Source organism: Paenarthrobacter sp. NPDC091669 (assembly GCF_044756725.1).
In the GTDB taxonomy this organism is placed as follows: Bacteria; Actinomycetota; Actinomycetes; order Actinomycetales; family Micrococcaceae; genus Arthrobacter; species Arthrobacter bambusae_C.
This window is the reverse complement of the sequence record NZ_JBIVTK010000004.1, coordinates 1-21,229: the sequence shown is the minus strand read 5'-3', so window position 1 is coordinate 21,229 and position 21,229 is coordinate 1. Positions and strand designations below refer to the sequence as shown.

The following is a 21,229-nucleotide window of genomic DNA, read 5'->3' as shown; positions in this document are numbered from 1 at the left end:
ACAGGTGATCCGCACAGGTAACCGGAGTAGTCTGGGTTCATGCCTTTCACGTTCGGTGGTTGGTGACAATGGCGCGGTCCAAGCAGCGATGGCTGCCTGCCGGCGTGATCGCGCTTGTTGCAGCGATGGCCGCCGTGTTCGGCTCGGTTCAAGCCGGCGCCACCGTTTCCCTCCCGGCCAAGACCGCTGACGAAATCCTGGCGATGATTGCCCGGACGGAAGTTCGTGCGTTGTCCGGCACCGTAGAACAAACCGCTGCTTTGGGTTTGCCGGAAATCCCCGCGGCGGGCCCCGGGATTGCCCCCGGGGCGGCCTCTGCGATGGAGTTGTTGACCGGCTCCCACACAGCCCGGGTTTACCTCGACGGTCCGTCCAAGGCCCGGTTGCAGATCATGGACCGTATGGCCGAGCGTGACGTGGTGATCAACGGGCGTGACGCCTGGTTCTACAACTCGGCGGACAACAGCGCCACGCATTTAACTGCGCCACAGCCATCTCCAGCCGAGGTCCCGTCCTTCGCGGGCCCCAGGCCGTCGCTTCCGCCCACCTCATCAACGGACCGGCCCTCAACGGACCGGCCTTCACCGGACATGTCCTCACGGGACCTGCCCACACCCGAGGCCATGGCCAGCCGCTTCCTGGCGGCGATCGACGACAGCACCGAGGTATCCGTTGGTGATTCCTCCTCGGTTGCCGGCCGCAGTGCGTACCGGCTCAGCCTGCATCCCCGCAGCACCGCGACCTTGGTTGAGTCTGTGGCGATCGATGTTGATGCTGAGACCGGCCTGCCCCTGGGCGTTGAAGTGCGGGCCAAAGGTCAGTCCGACCCCGCGTATTCACTGGCCTTCACTGAGGTGAACCTGTCCACCCCGGATGCTGCGTTGTTCGAGTTCACCCCGCCGCCGGGCGCCACCGTGACGGAAAAGGCACTGCCGGCCAAGCCGGTACCCACCATGGCCGCTCCCGGCACGCCCACACCGGAAGGTGCGCCGGAGCATGTCCGGCCCCGCCCCACCATCACTGGTGAGGGTTGGGATTTGGTTGTCGCCGTGCCGGCGGGCTCTGCCCCGGCCGGGCTCACGTCAAACCCACAGCTCTCCCAGGCCCTGCAACCTGTTGACGGCGGCCGTGCGTTGACGACGTCGCTGGTCAGTATCTTGATTCTCGACGACGGCCGCGTCTACGCGGGCATGGTGCCGTTGGAACGGCTCCAGTCAGCCGCTGCCGCCCAGTGAGCGACTCCTTTCCAACTGACTTCGCCATAGAAACGCACGGCCTCGTCAAGCGCTACGGACACCGGCCCGCCGTTGATGGAATAGATCTCGCAGTCCCCCGCGGCTCTGTCTTCGGTTTCCTGGGGCCCAACGGTTCGGGAAAAACGACCACTATCCGGGTGCTCCTGGGCCTGGCTTCAGCAAGCAGCGGCGACATCCGCGTGCTGGGCCAGGAGATGCCGCAGTCGCTGGCGACCGTGCTGCCGGATGTCGGCGCCTTGGTGGAGGGTCCGGGCTTCTATCCGTTCCTCTCGGGTACGGGCAACCTGATGCGCCTGGACACGGCCGACCGCCATGCTGCCTCGTCCACCAGACGGCAACGCGTCCATGAAGCGTTGGAGCAGGTGGGGCTTGGCCACGCCGCGGGCAAGAAGGTCCGTGCCTATTCCCTGGGCATGAAGCAGCGCCTTGGCCTGGCCAACGCCATGCTGCGGCCACGCAAACTGCTGGTCCTCGACGAACCAACGAATGGACTGGACCCGCAGGGCACGCGGGAGGTGCGGGGCCTGGTCCGTGCCCTGGCCGCGGGCGGGACCACCGTGTTCGTTTCCAGCCATTTGCTGGCTGAGGTGGAACAGATGTGTACCCACGTGGGCGTGATGAGCGCCGGCCGGCTGGTTGCCCAAGGACCTTTGGATGAGTTGCGCTCCGCCGGGGAGGCTCACGTTGTGGTCCACACACCCGACGTCGAACGTGCCGCCGGCGTCCTGGCCCGCCTGGGAATGGTTCCCGGCGAAGCGCCCGGTACCGGCAGCCCTTGGGGAAAGACGGCGTTGTTGGGCACTGGGCTCAATGGCATGGAACCCGACATGATCGTGGCCGCGCTGGTTGCCGGGGGTGTCCGGGTCCGTGGCTTCGCCGTGGAAAACGCGAGCCTCGAAGAACGCTTTGTGTCACTGACCGGAGAGGGGTTCGACGTTGTCGGCTGAACCTGCTGGTCACCGTGCCCCGGCCGCTGCTCGTCCCGGAGTCGGATGGGCGCTGCTGGGCTCCGAACTGTCCGTGCTGTTCCGCAGGCTCCGCACGTGGGCCATGCTGATCGCCTTGGCTGCAGTTCCCCTGCTGATTGCCGTGGCGGTGAAGTTGTCGTCCCGGCCCACGACGCCCGGGCGGGGACCGCTCTTCCTGGATCGCATCACCCAGAACGGTCTCTTCGTGGCTGTGACTGCCTTGGTGGTGTGCGTTCCACTGTTCCTGCCGCTGACCGTTGGCGTGGTGGCCGGAGACACCATCGCGGGAGAGGCCAACAGTGGAACTCTCCGGTACCTTCTGCTGGCTCCCGCAGGACGGATCCGACTGCTGTTGGTGAAGTATGCCGGGGCCGTTGCCTTCTGTTTCGCCGCAACGGCGACTGTCGCAGCCTCCGGTGCCCTGGCCGGCGTCGTACTTTTTCCTGTGGGGCCGGTGACCCTGCTGTCCGGGGACACCATCAGCGTGGGTGAATCCACCGTGCGATCACTGCTGATCGCTGCCTACATCACGGTCTCGTTGCTGGGACTGTCGGCGATCGGCCTGCTCATTTCGACGTTCACGGACGTACCGGTGGGGGCTATGGCGGCCACGATCGTCCTATCGGTGGTCTCGCAAGTACTGGACAACCTCCCCCAACTTGAATGGCTTCACCCCTGGCTGTTCAGCCACCATTGGCTGGGTTTCGCGGATCTGCTGCGGCAACCCATCTCCTGGACGTCATTCGGCGACAACGCGCTCCTCCAAGCCGGGTACATCGCAGTGTGCGGCGCGCTGGCCTACGCCAAATTCTCCAGCAAGGACGTCTTGTCGTAGCTTTGTCGTAGGCTCTTCCCATGGCCAGATTCTTTGACGTGCACCCGGAAGATCCACAACCACGCGCCATCGGCCAAGTGGTGAACATGCTCCAAGGCGGCGGCCTGATCGCCTACCCCACCGACTCCTGCTACGCGCTGGGCGCCCAGATCGGCAACAGGGAAGCGCTGGACCGGATCAGGACCATCCGGCAGTTGGACGACAAACACCACTTCACCCTGGTGTGCAAGGACTTTGCCCAGATGGGTCAGTTCGTGATGCTGGACAATGACATTTTCAGGAGCATCAAGGCCGTCACTCCCGGCAGCTACACCTTCATCCTCCCGGCCACGCGTGAAGTCCCAAAGCGGCTGCTGCACCCCAAGAAGAAGACCGTGGGGGTGCGCATTCCCGACCACAAGGTAGTCCAGGCGCTGTTGGCCGAACTCGGCGAGCCTCTGCTCTCCAGCACCCTGCTGCTGCCGGACGAGGAAGAACCGTTGACCCAGGGCTGGGAAATCAAGGAACTCCTGGACAACCAGGTGGATGGCGTTATCGACGCCGGCGATACCGGCTCAGAGCCCACTACCGTGATTGATTTCTCCAGCGGAGTGGCCGAGGTTGTGCGTCGCGGAATGGGCGATACTTCACGCTTCGAGTAAGCGTGAGTATGCCTGGAAAGCACGCTCACCGGAACTGGAAGCGGCAGCCTGAGTTCAAGGCCACCTGGGCAACGCCTGTCATCTCCAGGGAAAGTGCGGACGGTTGCGTGACAAGAGGCGTCGGAGGGTAGGCCACGAAAATGGCCAGCTGGCGGTTGCCGTCGGCGCTGCTGAGGGCAACACTTCCGTAGCCTGGGACATCTCCGGCATGGCCGTAATAGTAGCCGTTTGTACAACGGTCGTCCCAATGGTCCAAGCCAAGGCCGTACTCGGCGAATACGGTGCCCTTCATGGCAATGAGGCTTGCCGGTGCCAACAGCCGCCCCCTTAGCAAGGCGTCCTGAAAAGTGCTGATGTCCCCGACGCTGGACACCAGGCCGCCTGGTGCAATCCCGGGTGGCGCAGAGGGAAACGTCACATCCACGGTTTTGCCGCTCACCTGGATGTAACCGTGCACAAGGTCATCCGGCATCGTGGAGCCTGGGACCAGCAGCTGGGTGGCCCCGAGGTCCAGGGGCGTCAGGATGTCGGCCCGCAGGACGGCTTCCAGCGGGGAACCCCGGAGCTGCTCCACCACCCGTCCCAGCAAGGCATCAGCCTGGGCAGGCGTCATGTCCGGGAGATCAGTCGTGACTCCCAGGAGCTGCCGAATGGTGAGGGGGCGGCCCGCAGCATCGGAACCCGGCAGGTACGTGGTGACGGCGTCGTCCAGCGTCAGCAGCCCCTCTTCCGCGAGCTTGAAAATGGACACTGCCACCATGGTCCGGAGTTGCCCACCCACAGGGAAGCTGTCGCCGGGCTGGACTGCCGTGCGCACTTCCCGGCTCCTCAATCCTGCTGCGCTGGTCCATTCCTGCCGGCCGACTTTTGCCCTGATGAGCACCGCCGAGGCACCCTCCTCCAGTTTCTCCCGGGAGAAGAGCTCCAAGGTGGCCCGGAGCTCCTGGAAGGCCGGCGAAACCGAGGAGGTGTCCGTGGGCAGCCCGCTTGGTGTTTCGGTGACCGTCGGCACCAAAGGAGGGGTCGTCGTCGTAGGTGCCACCGTTGTTGTCACCTGAGGCGGTGTTGGCGTGGTGGGCTGCGTCGGCAGGGGGTTCGGCGTTGCGGTGCACCCACAGAGAAACAACCCGCACGCAAGTGCGAGGCCTGTTACTCCCTGACCTGGGCGTCGCGGCACGCGGACTCCCGGTTTACTCCTCGGGCTTGCGGGCCCGGCTGGGCTGCACGCGCATGGGTTCACCCGGCATTTTGGGGAATTCAGGCGGGAAGGGCATCTCGCCCTGGCCGTTCTTGACGTCGCGTTCCCACCATTCGAGCAGCACGTCAATGTCGCCGGGGTGATCGTGCATGGATGCCCAGGGGTCGCCTGTCTTCGCCAGACGGTCCGGGACTGTGGTGATGGTGTACTTCGCAGGATCTGAGCTCTCCAGTTCATCCCACGTCAGCGGGCAGGACACCTGCGCCGTGGGTACGGCACGGGGGCTATAAGCCCCGGCGATGGTCCGGTCCCGGTTTGCCTGGTTGAAGTCCACGAAGATCCTGGCCCCGCGTTCCTCCTTCCACCAGGCTGTAGTGACCTTGTCGGGCCGGCGGCGTTCCAGCTCGCGTCCTGCCGCAATCACGGCATGGCGTACGTCGAGGAACTCATGCTTGGGGTGGATGGGCGCATAGACGTGGAGTCCCCGGTTGCCCGATGTCTTGATGAACGCCGTCAATCCGGCTTCTTCCAGCACGGACCGGAGCTCCTGTGCGGCGGGAATGGCGTCGTCGAAGTCGGTGCCCGGTTGGGGATCGAGGTCGATCCTCAGTTGATCGGGGTTATCGGGATCGTCGGCCCGCGAGGCCCAAGGATGGAACACCACGGTGTTCATCTGTGCCGCCCACACGGCCGCTGCGGGCTCGTCGATGACCAGTTGCGGATGGGACCGCGCGCTGGGATAGGTCACCGGGACGGAACGGACATACTCCGGCGCGCCCTTGGGCGGGTTCTTCGAGAAGAACATCTCACCATCTATGTTCCCCGAATAGCGTTGAAGGCTGACTGGCCGGCTTCCGTTGGCGGCAACAAACGCGTCGCCGACGTCGATGAGATAGTTGGCGAGGTCCAGTTTGGTCAGCCCCGCTTCCGGCCACATCACCCGGCTTGGACTGGAAATCCGGACCTCCCGGGGGCCGTCGGGACCGGGCACTGTGACAGTGGTTGCTTCGCTCGCCATGGGCACAAGCTACCCCGTTAAGGGCTGGTTCGTCAGCACCTGCGGCGATTTCGCTGCCGTGGGCAATGATGGATACATGCCAAACACTGAAACACCCATCACCATCACGGTCGGTGAATCCGACATTTCCGCCCTCCACATCAGGCCGGACAGCCCGTTTGCCACGTTGGTGGTGGCACACGGCGCCGGAGCTGGGATGGAACATCCATTCCTGCAGGGCTTCGCTGAGGCAATGGCGGACGAAGGAGTGGCTACCCTGCGCTTCAATTTTCCTTATCGCGAGGCAGGCCGGCGATTCCCCGACCGCCCGCCCTTGGCCATCGCCACGTGGCGCGCCGTCATGGACAAGGCCGCGGAGCTGGGTGAGGGCGAGCCCCTCTGGGCTGCCGGCAAGTCCTTTGGCGGCCGGATGGCGTCCATGGCAGTGGCCGAAGGCATGCCTGCCAGTGGATTGGTGTACCTCGGCTACCCCCTGCACGCGCCCGGCAAACCGGAAAAACTGCGCGACGAACACCTCTACGGCGTCACAACGCCCATGCTTTTCCTCCAAGGCACGCGGGATACGTTCGCAACACCGGAACTGTTGGAGTCCGTGGTGGAAAAGATAGGCCCGACGGCGTCGCTCCAGTGGAGTGAAGGCGGTGACCACTCGTTCGCGGTCAAAGGCGTCAAACGGGGGGCGTCCGAGACCGGGGCATCGTTGGCGCCCGCGGTGGCTGCGTTCCTGCGGGCCAACTCCTAAGCCTGTCTCTGGGCACTACTTTGGCAGGGGCTCGTGGCGGAGGTAAGACCGGCGGAAACTACCGGTACCGGCGGTGAGGGCACGCAGCTCGATGGCGTAGCGCAGAAGTTCCTGGTCCGGCACTTCAGCACTCACTTCCGTTCCCTCGGCGTCGGCTGCAGTAGTGCCGGTGACCCGGCCGCGCCGTCCCGAAAGATCACTCATCACGGCACCCACATACTCGTCGGGGACGCTGACAACAACTGAAGAGACAGGTTCCAACAGCTGGATTTTGGTGTTCGCCGCAGCTTCCCGAAGGGCCAGCGCCCCGGCCGCTTGGAAGGCAGCATCCGAGGAGTCAACGCTGTGGGTCTTTCCGCCCACCAACGTCACCTTGATGTCCACCACCGGGAATCCCGCGGATACACCCTTGAGCATCTGGGAACGAACGCCCTTCTCCACGCTGGTAACGAACGTAGAAGGGATCGCTCCGCCGACGATTCTGTCCGTGAAGGCGAAACCTTCGCCTCTGGCCAAGGGCTCCACCTCGATGTCGCAGATGGCGAACTGACCATGGCCCCCGGATTGCTTGACGTGCCGTCCGTGTCCCGTGGCTTTGCCGGCGAAAGTCTCCCTGAGCGGAGTGATGACGTCCACGGTCTGCAGTTTGACGCCCTGGCTGCGCAACCTGTCCAGGACCACCTCTGCGTGGGCTTCTCCCATGCACCAAAGGATGAGCTGGTGGGTGTCCTGGTTGCGTTCCAATCGAAGCGTCGGATCAGCGGCCGCCACCTTCCCGATGCTTTTTGCCAGCGCGTCTTCGTCACTCCGTGAAGCACCTTCAATGGCGATGGGCATCAGTGGCTCGGGCATGTTCCACGTTTCGATCAGCAGCGGCGCTTCCCTGTCGGACACCGTATCGCCGGTCTCGGCGCTGGCGAGCTTGCTGATGGCGCACATGTCCCCGGCAATAGACTGCGGAACTGCCTTCAAGCTGGAGCCCACCGGAGAATAGAGGTGGGTGACGCGTTCATCGGCGTCGTGGTCCTCATGGCCCCTGTCCGCCAGTCCCCTGCCGCCCACATGGACGGAAGAATCTTCCCGCAACGTCCCCGAGAAGACACGGACCAGGCACACGCGGCCGAGGAATGGATCCACGGTGGTCCGCACCACTTCGGCGGCAAGACGCCCGGCAGGATCACACTCCAACGGTTTCATCGACGAACCGTCCAGTTTCATCACCGCGGGGGTGATGCGCTCCAGGGGCGATGGCAAGGCATCGGTCAACAAGGCCATGAGCTCGGGAAGGCCCACCCCGGTTTCCGCCGACGTCGGAATGACCGGGAAGAAGCCTCCCTGGGCCACAGCGGTTTCCAGGTCCTTGACCAGATCTGCCAGTGGCAACTCCTCGCCACCGAGGTACCGGTCCATGAGTGTTTCGTCTTCGCTCTCGGCAATAATCCCTTCAATCAAAGGGCCACGCGCCTCCTCGACCTCCGTCACCGATGCCGGATCTCCATCAGCGGGGCCATTGAGGATGCCGACAAGGCCGGTATTGCCCGCCCCAGGAACGTACAACGGGAGCACCGACTCACCAAAAGCTTCCTGGCACCGCACGACGGCGGCACTGAAGTCGCCGCGCGGATGGTCCAGCTTGCTGAGTACCACTGCCCGGGGCATGCGGACCTTCTCGCATTCGCCCCACAGAGCAATGGTGGCTGCGTCAATACCGTCGGCGCAGGAGACAACAAAAAGGGCCGCATCAGCGGCCCTTAAACCAGCGCGCAATTCGCCGGTGAAGTCGGTGTAGCCCGGGGTGTCGATCAGATTTACCTTGACATCGCCCACCAGGATTGGCGCGACTGACATGGCCACTGAGCGTTGTTGGTGGATCGCGGACGGATCGGAGTCGCTGACGGTGGTGCCTTCGCTGATGGATCCCATCCTGGTGATGGCTCCGGTTGCGGCGAGCAATGCTTCGACCAGCATCGATTTGCCGGCCCCCGAATGCCCCACGAGTGCAACATTCCGGATGCGGGAAGGGTCCCTTGCTGCCATGGCCGCTCCGTTGTCACCCCGTCGGGCTTCAGGCATGCCGGGTCCGGCTCCTCTTGGTGTTTCGCGCGTGCCCTTCGCGGACATGGGCACCTCCTGGTGTTGGATCCCGGCACGGAGTCCGAACACATCCCGTTCGAACGTTAAACAGGATTGGACACCCTGAGGTGACCACAGGGCAAGGGCTGGCAGCCAGCAAAACCGGCCAGCCGTCGTCGGGCCCTTGGCAGTGTGCTGAACCACGGACTACAGGGCGAGCATTCCCCACAGCAACCAGGCGGACGCTGCCGCGCATCCGGCAATCACCACAGTAAAACCCGTCAACCACACGAAGGCCGGGAGGCCTGTGGTGCGGCCCAGGATGAAGGCGTCGGAGGCACCAATCCGGTCCCGGCGGCTGGTGTGCACACTGGCCAGTTTGAAGAGGTCGCGGACACCGCCTACTGACAGGGCGACGCCAAGGGCAAGGACCACATAGTTCGTTGTTGTCGGCGCAGCGAACAGGATCAGGAGCTGGGCGACTCCAGCGCTCACCACGGCAACGAGAATCCCGGTGAAATTCCTCAGGAAAATGAGCGACACCAGCAGGATCAAGGCCCCGATGGACATGGCCGCGCCGGAACGGCCTGCCGCGAACGCGGCGATCAGCCCGAGGCCAACAACCGCCGGTGCCGGGTATCCCCAAAACCCGGACCAGGCCGCACCAAAAGCACTCCGGCCACTGCTGACAAGGCGTCCCGAATGGTCGAGCCCTATCCGGAGCCCGTGCACAAAGCGCCCTGTCATCAGCGCCGCGTAGGCGTGGCCGAGCTCGTGGACGAACGTGACGTACAGGCCGAACCAGCGCCAGGTCACGCGCGGGATGCTCAGGACAACGGCACACGCAAGGATGCCCAGCAAGGCCGGCAGTGGCACCGCAGTGGTGTGCGTTTCGGTGAAACCGCGGACGACCGCGTCCCACCACGTGTGAAAGAAGCTCATTGCGCCTTCCGGATTCCCTGCACCGACAGCCTCACAGCCCTCACAACACTGTCGGCTTAAGGCGGGAATGCAGCCCGGCGATGAGGATCTCAAGGCCGAAGTCGAAAGCCGCCTCGCCACGCTCCACGGCAGGTCCAGCTTGTGCCAAGGCATTGGTCAGGGCAGGGTACCCCTGCACAGGTGGAGCCCAGACGACATCCGGCGCTGCCAGGTCCAGGGCGAAACCCAGGGCGAAGCTGTCAATGGTGGAAATCGCTGACATGACATCCCGGCCCCGGAACCCGGCGGCGTGGAGGGCAACCGCAAGGTTCTCGTAGAGGGCCATCACCTGGTCGTCCTGAACTGTTTGGAGCACCAGCAGGGGTGCGAGTTTCGGATGGCGGGCGAAGGCATCCCGATAACTCCGGACAATGGCGCGAAGCGACGCCTCCCAGTCCTGTTCGTCCTCCAGGACGTAGGGACTTTCGCCGATGATCCTGCCGCGCATCAGCTCAAGGATTTCTTCCCGTCCGCTCACATGGTTGTAGATGGAGGATTGGCTGACGCCGATCCGCTTGGCCAGTTTGGGCAGGCTGAAGTCCCCGGCCTCGTCCACCAACTCAAGGGCGGCGGTGACGAGGGCATCGATGGATATCAGCGGGACCAGCGGGCGTGCCATACGGGTGTCTCCATTCAAGGTTGTTGTTACGACTCTAGCCAGAACTTTGCGTCCAGGTATTGTGCTCTGAATCACTAGGCCCTACGCTAAACGAAAGCCTTTCGCTTAACGACTGGCACTCCTTGAACATTCCTTCCCCCAACACCTGAGGATCCCCATGTCTGACCTCGAAACCCGACCTCCAGCAGCAGATGCTGGAAATGGGCTCAAACGGAATGCCATCGGCACCGGCGGCATCGCCTTCCTGGTGATCTCGGCAGCAGCCCCCCTGACAGTGATGGCCGGCGTAGCCCCTGTGGCTATCGGCATCGGGGGCATTGGCGCCCCCATGGGATACGTCATTGCCGGGGCAGTCCTGCTGGTTTTCGCCATTGCCTTCATGGCCATGACCAAACACGTCAAAGCTGCCGGCGGCTTCTACACCTACATCAGCCTGGCCATGGGCAAGACAACGGGACTGGCCGCGGCCATACTGGCGATCGTGTCCTACAACTGCTTGCAGATCGGCGTCTACGGGTTGTTCGCCGTCCAGACCCAGGCCATGCTCCGCACGCTCTTTGGCCTGGACGTGCCATGGCCGGTTGTGGCCTTGGTGGCCATCGCGGCCGTCTGGCTTCTGGGATTCCGCGGCATTGACGTCGGCGCCAAGGTCCTCGGAGTACTGCTCATCGCTGAAACCGCCATCCTGGGAATCATGGGCGTAGCGATCCTTGTGCGCGGCGGAGCTGCCGGCATCAGTTTCGCCTCCTTCTCCCCCGAGCACGCCTTCACGCCGGGTGTCCTGGCCATCTTGGCTATCTGCTTCGCGGCATTCATGGGCTTCGAATCCACCGTGCTGTACCGGCGCGAGGCCCGCAACCCGGACAAGTCCGTCCCGCGCGCAACGTACATCGCCGTCGGGTTCATGTCCGTGTTTTACGCCTTTATTGTCTGGACAGTCATTCAGGCTTTCGGCGACGGGAACGTGGTCGCCGCAGCCGGTGAACTGGCCGACGGAATGTTCTTCGCCACCATCAGCCAGTACGTGGGACCGTGGGCCGAGGTAGTGATGTACGTGCTGATCGTGACCAGCGTGTACGCCTCGCAACTGGCCTTCCACAACGCCATCAACCGCTACGTGTATATGCTCGCCAAGGACGGTGTGCTCCCCGCGTTCCTCGGCAGGACCCACCCTAAGTACAAATCCCCGCACCGTGCCGGGCAGATCCAAACCATCCTGGCCGCCGTCGTCATCATCATTTGTGCGATCGCCGACGCCGACCCGTACAAGCAGCTGCTGATCTGGGTGAACACACCGGGAATCGTGGGGATCGTTGCCCTGCAGGGCCTGGTGTCCGTGGCCGCCTTCATCTATTTGCGACGCCATCGGGCGGCCGTCACCAACCGCTTCCTACTTCCCGTGAGCGTGGCCTCGGCCATTCTGCTGTTCGGAGTGGTGGCGCTGATTGCCATCAATATCGAACTCCTCACGTTTGCCGATCCCCTCACCAATACCATCCTCCTTCTGGTGGCACCTGTTGTTTTCCTGGCGGGCCTGCTGATTGCACGCCGCCTGCGCAGTACCCGCCCTGACGTCTTTGCCCGGATTGGAAGCTTCGAAAAACATGAATCCTGACCTCATAGTCCTCGCCGATACCATCCACACCATGGACGGCCACATGGGCGATTCCCACCAGGCTGTAGCCGTTCGCGATGGGGTGATTACCGCCGTCGGGCGCCGAACTGAAGCTCAGGACTGGGCGCACGACGGTACCCGCGTGGTAGATCTTGGCAGCGCGACGCTGACCCCGGGACTGGTGGACTGCCACATCCACCCGGTGTTCGGGCTGGACCTGACAATCGGTGTTGACCTTTCCAGCGCTGCCACCCTTGAGGAAGTATGCGCCCTGCTCCAGTTCGAATCAGAAAACGACGGCGGCTGGTTGCGTGGCTGGGGCCTGAACCCCAACGCCTTCGGCGCCGTACCGTTGCACCGGAGCGTCCTGGATGCAGTCAGCGGTGACAAGCCCGCGCTGATCCGTTTGTTCGACGGTCATTCAGCCCTCGCCAACAGCCGGGCCCTGGACGTGGCAGGTATCCGGGGCAGGCACGACTTCGAGCAGGCTTCCGAGGTAGTGTGCGATGCCGACGGCGTTCCCACCGGCCTCCTCCTCGAAGCAGCCGCCATGGAACTTGTCCAACGGCACATCCCCCAGGAAACGTTCGACGAACGGAAGGCCAGGCTCGCCGCCCTGCTGGAGGACTTTGCCCGGGCAGGATTGACCGGCGGCCACATCATGGACCACAGCGACGAATCCGCCCTCCTTTTCCGGGCCTTGGAAATCGACGGCGGGCTGCCGCTGCGCCTGCGGAGCGCCCCGTGGTGCATGCCCGGCACCGATGAATCCGAGTGGAAGGAACTTGCCCGCACCGTGGGAACCGGCGGGCGACGATGGTCCGTTGAGGCCATCAAACTGTTCGTCGATGGAACCGTGGACAACGGAACCGCCTGGCTCTACGAACCCGACGCCTACGGCCAATCCACGGCGCCGTTCTGGCCACGGCCAGAAGAATACTCGGCCGCCGTCCGCTACTTCGCCTCCCGCGGCATCCCGACAGCGACGCACGCGATCGGTGATGCAGGCGTGGAACATGTGTTGACTGCCCTGGAGTCGTTGCCCGGTACGGTACCGGCCGATGTCCTGCGCCGGACCGTCCACCGCATTGAACACATCGAGACAGTTCCGGACGGGCTCGTGGAGCGCTTCAGGAGTGCGGGTGTCGTGGCCAGTATGCAACCAACGCACTGCACCCATTATTCAGCGGCGGACCACAGCGACAACTGGTCCACCCGACTGGGCGCCGAGAGGGCGGACCGGGCCTGGCGCTGCCGTGACCTCCGTGAAGCCGGAGTGACGTTGGGCATCGGCTCTGACTGGCCGATCGCTCCGTTTGAACCCCTTCCGATCATCGCGGACGCACAGTTGCGCCGGCGTTCCGGACATCCCGGGCAACAGCCCATCGCGCCGGCGCAAGGCCTCACCGCGTACCAAGCTCTGGAGGGCTACACCTCGCATGCTGCAAAAGCGGCAGGCCTCTGGGATGTCTCCGGTTCCATCTCGGTGGGCAAACGGGCAGACTTCACGGCTTTCGAACTGGATCCCCTGACCACCGACCCCGACGAGTTGGCTGCCAGTGCGGTCCTGGGAACATTCGTGGACGGCGAGATCCAGTTCATGCTGGAGCGGCTCGCCTAGGTGGCGGGGCCGGACTGCATCCTGTTCTTGGTTCTGGCGGTGGCCGGAGCAGTCCACGGGTCTTCGGGCCAGGGATGCTTGGGGTAGCGCCCACGCATCTCGGCCCGGACTTGGGCGTAGGGACCGGACCAGAAAGAGGCGAGATCGTCGGTGACGGCCAATGGCCTGCCTGCCGGCGACAACAAATGGAACAGCACAGGCACCCGGCCGTCGACGAGCAGTGGCGTGCGGTCCCAGCCGAAACATTCCTGGAGTTTGACCGCCACCACCGGCCTGCCGCCGTCGTGCTCTTCCGGTCCTTTCTCTGACACTTCGGGATAATCGATCCTGACCCGCGAGCCGCTGGGAACCTCCAGACGCTCAGGAGCAAGGCTGTCCAGGCGGGCTGCTTCCGGCCAGGGCAGCAGCCGACGCAAGGGTTCCGCCAGGTTGATCGACTTTACGGGCGTCCCGGTGGCCACCTGTTCCAGCTCCGGGGCCAACCAGTCCTCCAGCCGGGCCAGCAGGCTGGCCTCGCGGACGTCGGGCCATGGCGCGCCGAGCTCATGGTGCAACATGGCGAGCCGCCTCCGCAGGGCGTCGGCGGCTGTTGACCACCCGATCATGGACAACCCGGTCTTTGCCAAGGCCTCGCCCACCGCGTGACGTCCGGCGTCGGCGCTGGGTCGCACAGGCGTGGAGGACAAGACGATCGATCCCAAGCAACGCTCCAGGCGGGCGGTCACTTTCCCTTGGTCAAACTTCGCCTGCACTTTGGTGACCATCAGATCCGGGGCAGCAGCTTGGGCAAGTTCCGCGGACAACGGCGCCGCTGAGCGGATCACCGCACCCGTACCTGCAGCGTCGCGGCCCTGCGCCCGCGACACTTCGGACACTGCCAGCCACTCATGCCCGGACAACGGACTTGCGGCAGGAAGTCCGGCCCGCGTCCCGGAGGACAACAGATACGTGGAACCATCGCCGGCAACGCGACGCGCAACCCGGTCCGGGAAAGCCAACGCCACCACAAACCCGGGCGCTTCCCTGGCGGTAACGTCCGTTGGAAGTTGTGAAGGCACGACGCCGGACGCCTCCTGCCGGGCCATCGATTCCATCCGCTTGGCCTCCTCCGCGAAACGGCGCGCGGCGGGATCGGAACCGGACCTCAGCGACGTCAGCAAGGCGGTGAGGTCTGCACCGGGTGCGCGCTGGTCACCAGCAACGAGGGCTACTGTTTCCGCCGCTGCCCGCGCGCCGACCACTGCAGCACCATCCAGCAAGGCGCGGGCCAGGCGGGGATCGGCCGGAATGCGTGCCAGTGCCTTGCCCAACGCTGTGACGGATCCGTCCCCGGCCACTGCACCCAGTTCCCGGAGGACTTCCACAGCCTCATCCATGGTTCCTGAAGGTGGAGCGTCAGGCAGCTGCAAGCCGAGGCCTCCCGGGGCACCCCAGCATGCGAGGACCAGCGCGGCTCCAGTGAGGTCGGCAACCGAGATCTCGGGTGTTTGGTGGGCCGGGGCCGCTGCGAAAGCCTGCTGGTCGTAGCAGCGGACCACTGCCCCTGGCCCTTGCCGTGCCGCGCGTCCGGCTCGCTGCTCGGCCGAAGCCCGCGAGCACGAGACGGTCACCAGGCCTGACATTCCACGCCCCGAGTCCCTCCGCGGTTCCCTGGCCAACCCCGAATCGATCACGAGCCGCACACCGGGAACGGTGAGGGATGACTCGGCCAGGGACGTCGACACAATGATCCGTGGCGGACCTCCGGGCTCACGGCCGGACACAGCCCGATCCTGGGCGTCGGGGCCGATCTGGCCGTGCAACTCCAGTACCTCAACACCTCGGGGAACCAGGGCGTTGAGGCGATGTGCGACGTCGGACACTTCGCGGGCGCCCGGCAGGAAGACCAACGCATCAGCATCAGGGTTGGCAGCCAAAGCCAGTCCGTGGGCGGTCGCTGCGGTGCGGGCCACGTGATCCAGGAACGTGCGGGCCACTCCACGATCGTTGAGGCGGTGCTCACCGGAGGGGGCCCACTGAACCTCCAGCGGGTACAGCGCAGAAGGGCAGTCAACCACGGGAGCCGGGCCGCCGTCGTCGTGAGCTGTCCCGCTTTGCTCCAATAAAGCTGCAAAACGCCGGGCGTCGAGGGTTGCCGACATGGCGATCAACGTCAGGTCGCCACGGAGCTCACGGACCTCGGCAAGCATGCCAATCAGCAGATCGGTATCAAGCCCGCGCTCGTGCACCTCATCCAGGACCACAGCATGAACGTCCTCCAGACCGGGATCGCTCAGGAGCCGGCGGAGGAGAATGCCGGGCGTAACGAATTCCACCACCGTGTCCTTGCCGGTCTTGCTCTCCCCGCGCACGGTGTAGCCCACCCGGCCGCCCAAGCGGCTGCCGTCCAGTGACGCCAGCCGGCGGGCAGCGGATCGCGCGGCAACACGCCGTGGTTGGGTGACGACGACACGCGGGTGGCCGGCCTGCCGTTCGGAGTGAGACCGGCGTTTGGCCAGCAGGTTGGCCAGCAGTGGAGGCACCAGCGTGGTCTTGCCGGTGCCGGGTGGCGCCTGCACGACCGCCACGCCGCCGTCGCCCTGGCGTTCCAGCGCCGCGGTCAGGTCCGCGAGGGATTGAGCAAAGACCAGCCCCTTACCGATGGTGTCCAGTCTGAAAGTCACCAGACCATTGTCCCTGTTGCCTGGCACGGGAAAGGCCACGCCGGAGCGAACCGGGCGTGGCCTTTCCTCTGGTGCTGTGTATCTAGCCGATCGTGGAAGCGTCGATGACAAAGCGGTAGCGGACGTCGGAGGCGAGCACGCGCTCGTACGCCTCGTTGATCTTGCTGGCCGGGATGACCTCGATCTCGGCACCAAGGCCGTGTTCTGCGCAGAAGTCCAGCATTTCCTGCGTTTCGCGGATGCCGCCGATGGCTGAGCCTGCGAACCGGCGACGCCCCGTGATCAAGGAGAAGACGTTCACCGGCAGTGGTTCGGCCGGGGCGCCGACGTTGACCAGGCTTCCGTCGAGCGTCAGCAACTGGAGATACGCGCTGATGTCGATCGAAGCGCTGACCGTGTTGATGATGAGATCGAAGGTGCCGCCCAGCTGCTCGAACGTGGCGGGATCGCTGGTGGCGTAGTAGTGGTCCGCGCCGAGCTTAAGCCCGTCCTCCATCTTCTTCAGCGACTGCGACAGGACCGTGACCTCAGCGCCCATGGCATGGGCGATCTTGACGGCCATGTGGCCGAGTCCGCCAAGCCCGACGACGGCAACCTTCTTGCCAGGACCGGCGCCCCAGTGGTGCAGGGGCGAGTAGGTGGTGATGCCTGCGCACAGCAGCGGAGCAGCGACGTCCAGTTCCAGGCCCTCCGGAATGGTGACGACAAAGTCCTCGTTCACCACCACGTGGCTGGAGTATCCACCTTGGGTGATGGTGCCGTCACGGTCAACGGCACCATAGGTGCCCACGTTTCCCTTGAGGCAGTATTGTTCTTCTCCGGCCAGGCAGTTCCGGCACTCCTTGCAGGAGTTGACCATGCAGCCGACGCCAACGCGGTCGCCCACCTGGTGCTTGGTCACATCGGACCCGACCTCGGTGACGATGCCGGCGATTTCGTGGCCAGGGGCCAGCGGGTACTGCTGCGGTCCCCAGTCACCGCGGACAGTGTGGATGTCGGAATGGCAGATGCCGGCGAACTTGATGTCAATGTGGACGTCGTTCGGACCGACCTCGCGACGTTCGATGATGGTCAGGGTCAGGTCGCCCGTAGCCGAGGGGGCAGCGTAAGCGTTAGCGGTAGGCATGTTTCTCCTGCGTTGTGAACGTTGGTGGATATTTCCATCTAACACTCTTTCCCTGGGCGCAAGGAGTTACTGCTGTAAGGGGTAATGACAGGGACTCCCTTAGCCGGACAAAAGCCATACCGTTGAAAGCATGGACAACCGGACCGAGACGCGTGACTTTCTTTCCACCCGGAGGGCGAAGATCACCCCGGAACAAGCGGGACTGGCCGCCTACGGCGGCAACCGCCGGGTCCCGGGACTTCGACGCGGAGAAGTGGCCATGCTGGCCGGGGTGAGTGTTGAGTATTACACCCGGCTGGAACGCGGAAACCTCTCCGGAGTCTCCGAAAGTGTGCTGGAGTCGCTGGCCAACGCCCTGCAGCTGGACGACGCCGAACGCGCACATCTGTATGACCTCGCCCGAGCGGCAAGCGACGGCGGCAAGTCCCGGCGTCGTCCTGTCCGGAAACAGCTCATCCGGCCGGGAGTGCAACTCACGCTGGATGCGATCACCGGCTCGCCGGCCTTCATCCGCAACGGCAGGTTGGACCTCCTGGCAACGAACGCGTTGGGTCGGGCCCTGTACGCGGACATCTACGACAGCCCATCCGGACCGCCCAACCATGCACGCTTCCTCTTCCTTGATCCCCGCAGCCACGATTTCTACACGGACTGGGAGCGCGCCGCCAATGACACCGTGGCCATCATGCGTACGGAGGCCGGCCGTGATCCCTATGACCGGGGGCTCAGTGACCTTGTGGGCGAGCTGTCCACCCGCAGCGAGGAATTCCGGGTCCGCTGGGCATCACACAATGTCCGCCAGCATTTCACCGGCAAAAAACACTTCCGGCACCGGATAGTCGGTGACCTGCACTTGCTCTACGAGGCCCTGGAACTATCCGCTGACGCCGGTTTGACCTTGACCGTCTACAACGCCGAACCCGGGACGGGCACTGCGGACGCCCTTCAATTGCTCGCAAGCTGGGCTGCGACCACTCCCGCGTCGGCCGCAGACGCAGAGCCTCTCCGTCACCACCAGTAACCCGAGTTTGGCTACCCGGGGTGATCGACCCTGATTGTTTGGGTGGGACGCATTGACCGGGGGTGAGGCCGCCGGGAATACTGAGGGGAAGCGCTTTCCACCATCTGTCATCGCGGAGACTACGACGTGAATCCCCAGCACCACCTCAACTATGACTATTCCCCTTGGACGTTTTGGGGTTATGCCGCGGAGGCTGAACGCGAGGCCCAGCACGCATACCAAAAAGGCTTCGCCGCACGGGATGGCGTCACTATAGGCGAGCGGGCTTTCCTGTCTCCCTTGGCCAGTATCGATCCCGATGCGCTGTCAATCGGGGCCGATTCCTTCATTGCCGCCCACGCCTATGTCACGGGTACCGTCACCATTGGCGACGATTGCACGGTTAATGCCTTCACTGTGGTCCGGGGCAACATCACCATGGGCGACGGCGTGAGGATCGGCGCCCACACCTCCATCCTCGGATTCAACCATTCCATGGATCCCGCCGAACCCGTCTTCAAGCAGCCGCTGACCAGCAAAGGCATCCGCATCGGGGACGACGTCTGGATCGGGTCCAACGTGGTGGTCCTTGACGGAGTCACCGTCGGCTCGCATGCAGTTCTCGCCGCGGGCGCGGTAGTCACCAAGGATGTGCCCGAATGGTCCATCGTGGGCGGAAACCCCGCCCGCAGGATCCGCGACAGGCGGGATGCCGCTCCGGCAGGGACGGCGGGGCACCCACCCGCGGCCGACGGCGGGTTGTTGGCAGAGTTGGGGGCCTTCGCCGATACGGCCCGCACCGATGCCGAGCTGATTCTCGCAAGGAGTTGGACCCCTGCCGGCGGCGGCCACTATGTGGACCGTCCTGACACTTCGCCGACCGTAAGGGCACACTGCGATGCCATCGAAATCGCCGACCTCCTGCTGGGCTCGGTCCCACCGCAGCTCACACGGGAGGATCACATCGAACAGCTGCGGGCACTCCAAGACCCGGCGACCGGGCTGGTGCCGGAGTTCGGCTCCGACACCCGTGCTCCGCTGATCTTTGGCGAGGGGCCACCCACCTATCACGTCCTCTCGGTTGGTTATGCCCTGGACCTCCTTGGGAGCCGGTTCCGCCATCCGGTGCACTCCATCGCCGACATGGAACCGGCAACGCTGATTTCTTCCTTGGACGCCCTCCCGTGGCGAAAGGAAGCCTGGGGATCAGGTGCTTGGGTGGACGCCTGGGGCACTGCCGCGTACTGGAACCTTGCGCAGAACCATCCCAATTCCGTGGGTTCGCTGGAGGCGCTGTTCGGCTGGCTGCTGACGCACGCCAACCCGATGGCCGGAACGTGGGGTACACCCACATCAGATACCCGGTTGAAGGTCGTCAATGGGTACTACCGCCTGACGCGTGGCACTTTTGCGCAGTACGGGGTACCGGTCCCCCACGTTGAACGCCTCGTGGACGCTGTCCTTGAGCACTCCTCGGATCCACGCTTCTTCTCCCCCGGGCGGCAGAATGCCTGCAATGTCCTGGACGTCGTGCATCCTTTGTGGCTGGCGTCCAAGCAGACCCCACATCGCCGGGCAGAGATCAGCAGCTGGGCGGGAAGCCAGCTGAAGCAGGCCTTGGGCAGGTGGCATCCGGCCGAAGGAATGGCTTTCAGCGCTGCGGAGGAGAGCGGAAACCAGCATCTCCCAACGCTTCAAGGGACGGAGATGTGGCTTGCCATCATGTGGTACCTCGCCGACCTCCTGGGCAGCGCCGAAGCATTGGGATACAGGCCCCGCGGCGTTCACCGGCCCGAGCCCGCATGGTTGCTGCCTGATCTGTAGCCCTTGGTGAATCACCACGTCGGCTGATTTCCTTCGAGCGATGTTCACCTCTCGCCGAAAAGCACGTCGTGACATTGACGGGGTAAAAATGTCAGACCCTCATGACAACCTCTATCTATGGGAAACAACGGGCAGGTCTTGACGAGGCGGGCGGCATCGCCCCGCGCGGTCGACCTGCTGCGTCAGCGTTCCCGTCGGTACATGAGCGTGCCAGCCCGGATTGCATCGTTTCGGGGCACTACCGCGATGTTCAGTTCCACGGATCCCTCCAGGGACCCGGATTCTTGGCAGGGCGTTGACTCCCTGCAAGCTGGCCCTGCCGGTCCCCACCCACCCATGGATTCCGCACACGGAGCCCCTGTTCTTGCAGCGGCGCTGCCCGAAAGCGCTGCCGCAGTGGATTCCATGCGTTCGTCAGCGTTCTCCGAAGCGCGATTGTTCGGGTTTGTTGAGGCGGCTGATTTTGCCGGCAAGGTCGAGGAGATCGCCCGGTCAGTGGAGTACTTGCAGGTTGTCGCAGCGCAGGCTGTGGAACGGACCCGGACGGAAGCACTACAGGCCGGTCCGGTGTCCTCGGCGGCAGCGCCGGAATTGCGGACGGGCTGGACGGAACCAGCCACGGCCGCAACGGCTCCGGGAGCGGTCAGCGTTCTGGATGACGGGTACCGGAACGCGGCGGAGTTCTTGCGGGCACGGTTGAGGATCGGCATCGGCGAAGCCAAACGCAGGCTCGCCCTCGCCCCCGACGTGCTCCCCCGGACAGGAATGGCCGGGCAGGAGATCCCGGCCCGCCGCGAAATACTCGCCCAAGCGGTTGGTTCCGCACTGGTGCCTTCCCGTTCGGCCTCGATCATCAGCGCCGCCCTGGACAAAGTCCGGAACCTCACCGACGAGGACACCCTCACCCGGATGGAACACGCCCTCACCACCACCGCGGTCGAAACCGACCCCGACTTCGTCACCAAAATAGCCAAACGCTGGATCGACGTCATCGACCACGACGGCCCCGAACCCACCGAAGAAATCCTCCGCCAACTCCAAGGCGTGTT

The 21,229-nt window shown here is 64.4% G+C and carries 17 protein-coding genes; 10 read left to right on the top strand and 7 right to left on the bottom strand.

What is annotated here, in order from left to right; genetic code table 11:
- The first annotated feature begins 68 nt into the window (after window positions 1-68).
- The 4 genes from ACIQLI_RS07745 to ACIQLI_RS07730 are packed head-to-tail and all read left to right on the top strand — an operon-like array spanning window position 69 to window position 3,700.
- Window positions 69-1,235, top strand: coding sequence for an outer membrane lipoprotein carrier protein LolA (locus ACIQLI_RS07745; protein ID WP_400386829.1), 1,167 nt, complete (start codon window positions 69-71; stop codon window positions 1,233-1,235).
- Window positions 1,232-2,203, top strand: coding sequence for an ABC transporter ATP-binding protein (locus tag ACIQLI_RS07740; protein WP_400386826.1), 972 nt, complete (start codon window positions 1,232-1,234; stop codon window positions 2,201-2,203). The genes ACIQLI_RS07745 and ACIQLI_RS07740 overlap by 4 nt, the downstream gene beginning before the upstream one ends.
- Window positions 2,193-3,059, top strand: a complete 867-nt coding sequence (locus ACIQLI_RS07735) for an ABC transporter permease (protein WP_400386823.1) — start codon at window positions 2,193-2,195, stop codon at window positions 3,057-3,059. Before ACIQLI_RS07740 ends, ACIQLI_RS07735 begins: the two co-directional genes overlap by 11 nt.
- 20 nt (window positions 3,060-3,079) lie before the next feature.
- Window positions 3,080-3,700 (top strand): L-threonylcarbamoyladenylate synthase, encoded by a 621-nt coding sequence (locus tag ACIQLI_RS07730; protein WP_089595019.1) that lies wholly within the window; start codon window positions 3,080-3,082, stop codon window positions 3,698-3,700.
- Between the two features lie 25 nt (window positions 3,701-3,725).
- On the opposite strand, the gene ACIQLI_RS07725 is transcribed toward ACIQLI_RS07730, so the two are convergent.
- Together ACIQLI_RS07725 and ligD are read right to left on the bottom strand one after the other, a co-directional pair.
- Window positions 3,726-4,754, bottom strand: coding sequence for a serine hydrolase domain-containing protein (locus ACIQLI_RS07725; protein WP_400386819.1), 1,029 nt, complete (start codon window positions 4,752-4,754; stop codon window positions 3,726-3,728).
- 136 nt (window positions 4,755-4,890) lie between these two features.
- Window positions 4,891-5,916 carry a non-homologous end-joining DNA ligase gene (gene ligD, locus ACIQLI_RS07720; protein WP_400386816.1) on the bottom strand — a complete coding sequence of 342 codons (1,026 nt, stop codon included), beginning with the start codon at window positions 5,914-5,916 and terminating at the stop codon, window positions 4,891-4,893.
- A 76-nt stretch (window positions 5,917-5,992) separates the two neighbouring features.
- On the opposite strand from ligD, the gene ACIQLI_RS07715 reads away from it, so the two are divergent.
- Window positions 5,993-6,658: an alpha/beta family hydrolase gene (locus tag ACIQLI_RS07715; RefSeq protein ID WP_400386813.1), complete on the top strand. Its 666-nt coding sequence runs from the start codon at window positions 5,993-5,995 to the stop codon at window positions 6,656-6,658.
- Window positions 6,659-6,673: 15 nt separating this feature from the next.
- Here ACIQLI_RS07715 and ACIQLI_RS07710 read toward each other — a convergent pair whose 3' ends face one another.
- From ACIQLI_RS07710 to ACIQLI_RS07700, 3 genes are all read right to left on the bottom strand, one after another.
- Window positions 6,674-8,779, bottom strand: coding sequence for an elongation factor G-like protein EF-G2 (locus ACIQLI_RS07710; protein ID WP_400386810.1), 2,106 nt, complete (start codon window positions 8,777-8,779; stop codon window positions 6,674-6,676).
- 159 nt (window positions 8,780-8,938) lie between these two features.
- Window positions 8,939-9,673, bottom strand: coding sequence for a M50 family metallopeptidase (locus ACIQLI_RS07705; protein WP_400386807.1), 735 nt, complete (start codon window positions 9,671-9,673; stop codon window positions 8,939-8,941).
- Window positions 9,674-9,713: 40 nt separating this feature from the next.
- The gene (locus ACIQLI_RS07700) at window positions 9,714-10,331 is read right to left on the bottom strand and encodes a TetR/AcrR family transcriptional regulator C-terminal domain-containing protein (protein WP_400386804.1); all 618 of its coding nucleotides are present in this window, start codon (window positions 10,329-10,331) and stop codon (window positions 9,714-9,716) included.
- Window positions 10,332-10,488: 157 nt separating this feature from the next.
- Here ACIQLI_RS07700 and ACIQLI_RS07695 point away from each other — a divergent pair, with 157 nt between their 5' ends.
- Both ACIQLI_RS07695 and ACIQLI_RS07690 read left to right on the top strand, forming a co-directional pair.
- Entirely contained in the window at window positions 10,489-11,946 is a 1,458-nt protein-coding gene (locus ACIQLI_RS07695) for an APC family permease (protein WP_400386801.1), read from the top strand.
- Window positions 11,936-13,567 (top strand): amidohydrolase, encoded by a 1,632-nt coding sequence (locus ACIQLI_RS07690; RefSeq protein WP_400386798.1) that lies wholly within the window; start codon window positions 11,936-11,938, stop codon window positions 13,565-13,567. The genes ACIQLI_RS07695 and ACIQLI_RS07690 overlap by 11 nt, the downstream gene beginning before the upstream one ends.
- Here the strand turns inward: ACIQLI_RS07690 and hrpB are convergent.
- Together hrpB and ACIQLI_RS07680 are read right to left on the bottom strand one after the other, a co-directional pair.
- A complete protein-coding gene (hrpB, locus tag ACIQLI_RS07685; RefSeq protein WP_400386795.1) occupies window positions 13,564-16,230 on the bottom strand; it encodes an ATP-dependent helicase HrpB in 2,667 nt (888 codons plus the stop codon). The two genes, ACIQLI_RS07690 and hrpB, sit on opposite strands and share 4 nt — an antisense overlap.
- An 82-nt stretch (window positions 16,231-16,312) precedes the next feature.
- Complete coding sequence (locus ACIQLI_RS07680; RefSeq protein ID WP_400386792.1) at window positions 16,313-17,356, bottom strand: NAD(P)-dependent alcohol dehydrogenase; 1,044 nt, start codon at window positions 17,354-17,356, stop codon at window positions 16,313-16,315.
- A gap of 130 nt (window positions 17,357-17,486) precedes the next feature.
- Between ACIQLI_RS07680 and ACIQLI_RS07675 the strand changes: the two genes are divergently transcribed.
- From ACIQLI_RS07675 to ACIQLI_RS07665, 3 genes are all read left to right on the top strand, one after another.
- The gene (locus ACIQLI_RS07675; protein ID WP_354226540.1) at window positions 17,487-18,377 is read left to right on the top strand and encodes a helix-turn-helix transcriptional regulator; all 891 of its coding nucleotides are present in this window, start codon (window positions 17,487-17,489) and stop codon (window positions 18,375-18,377) included.
- 126 nt (window positions 18,378-18,503) lie between these two features.
- On the top strand, window positions 18,504-20,180 hold the full coding sequence (locus tag ACIQLI_RS07670; RefSeq protein WP_400386790.1) for an acyltransferase: 1,677 nt from the start codon (window positions 18,504-18,506) through the stop codon (window positions 20,178-20,180).
- 117 nt (window positions 20,181-20,297) lie between these two features.
- Window positions 20,298-21,229 (top strand): DUF222 domain-containing protein (locus tag ACIQLI_RS07665; protein ID WP_400386788.1); only part of this gene is annotated, 932 nt, incomplete at its 3' end.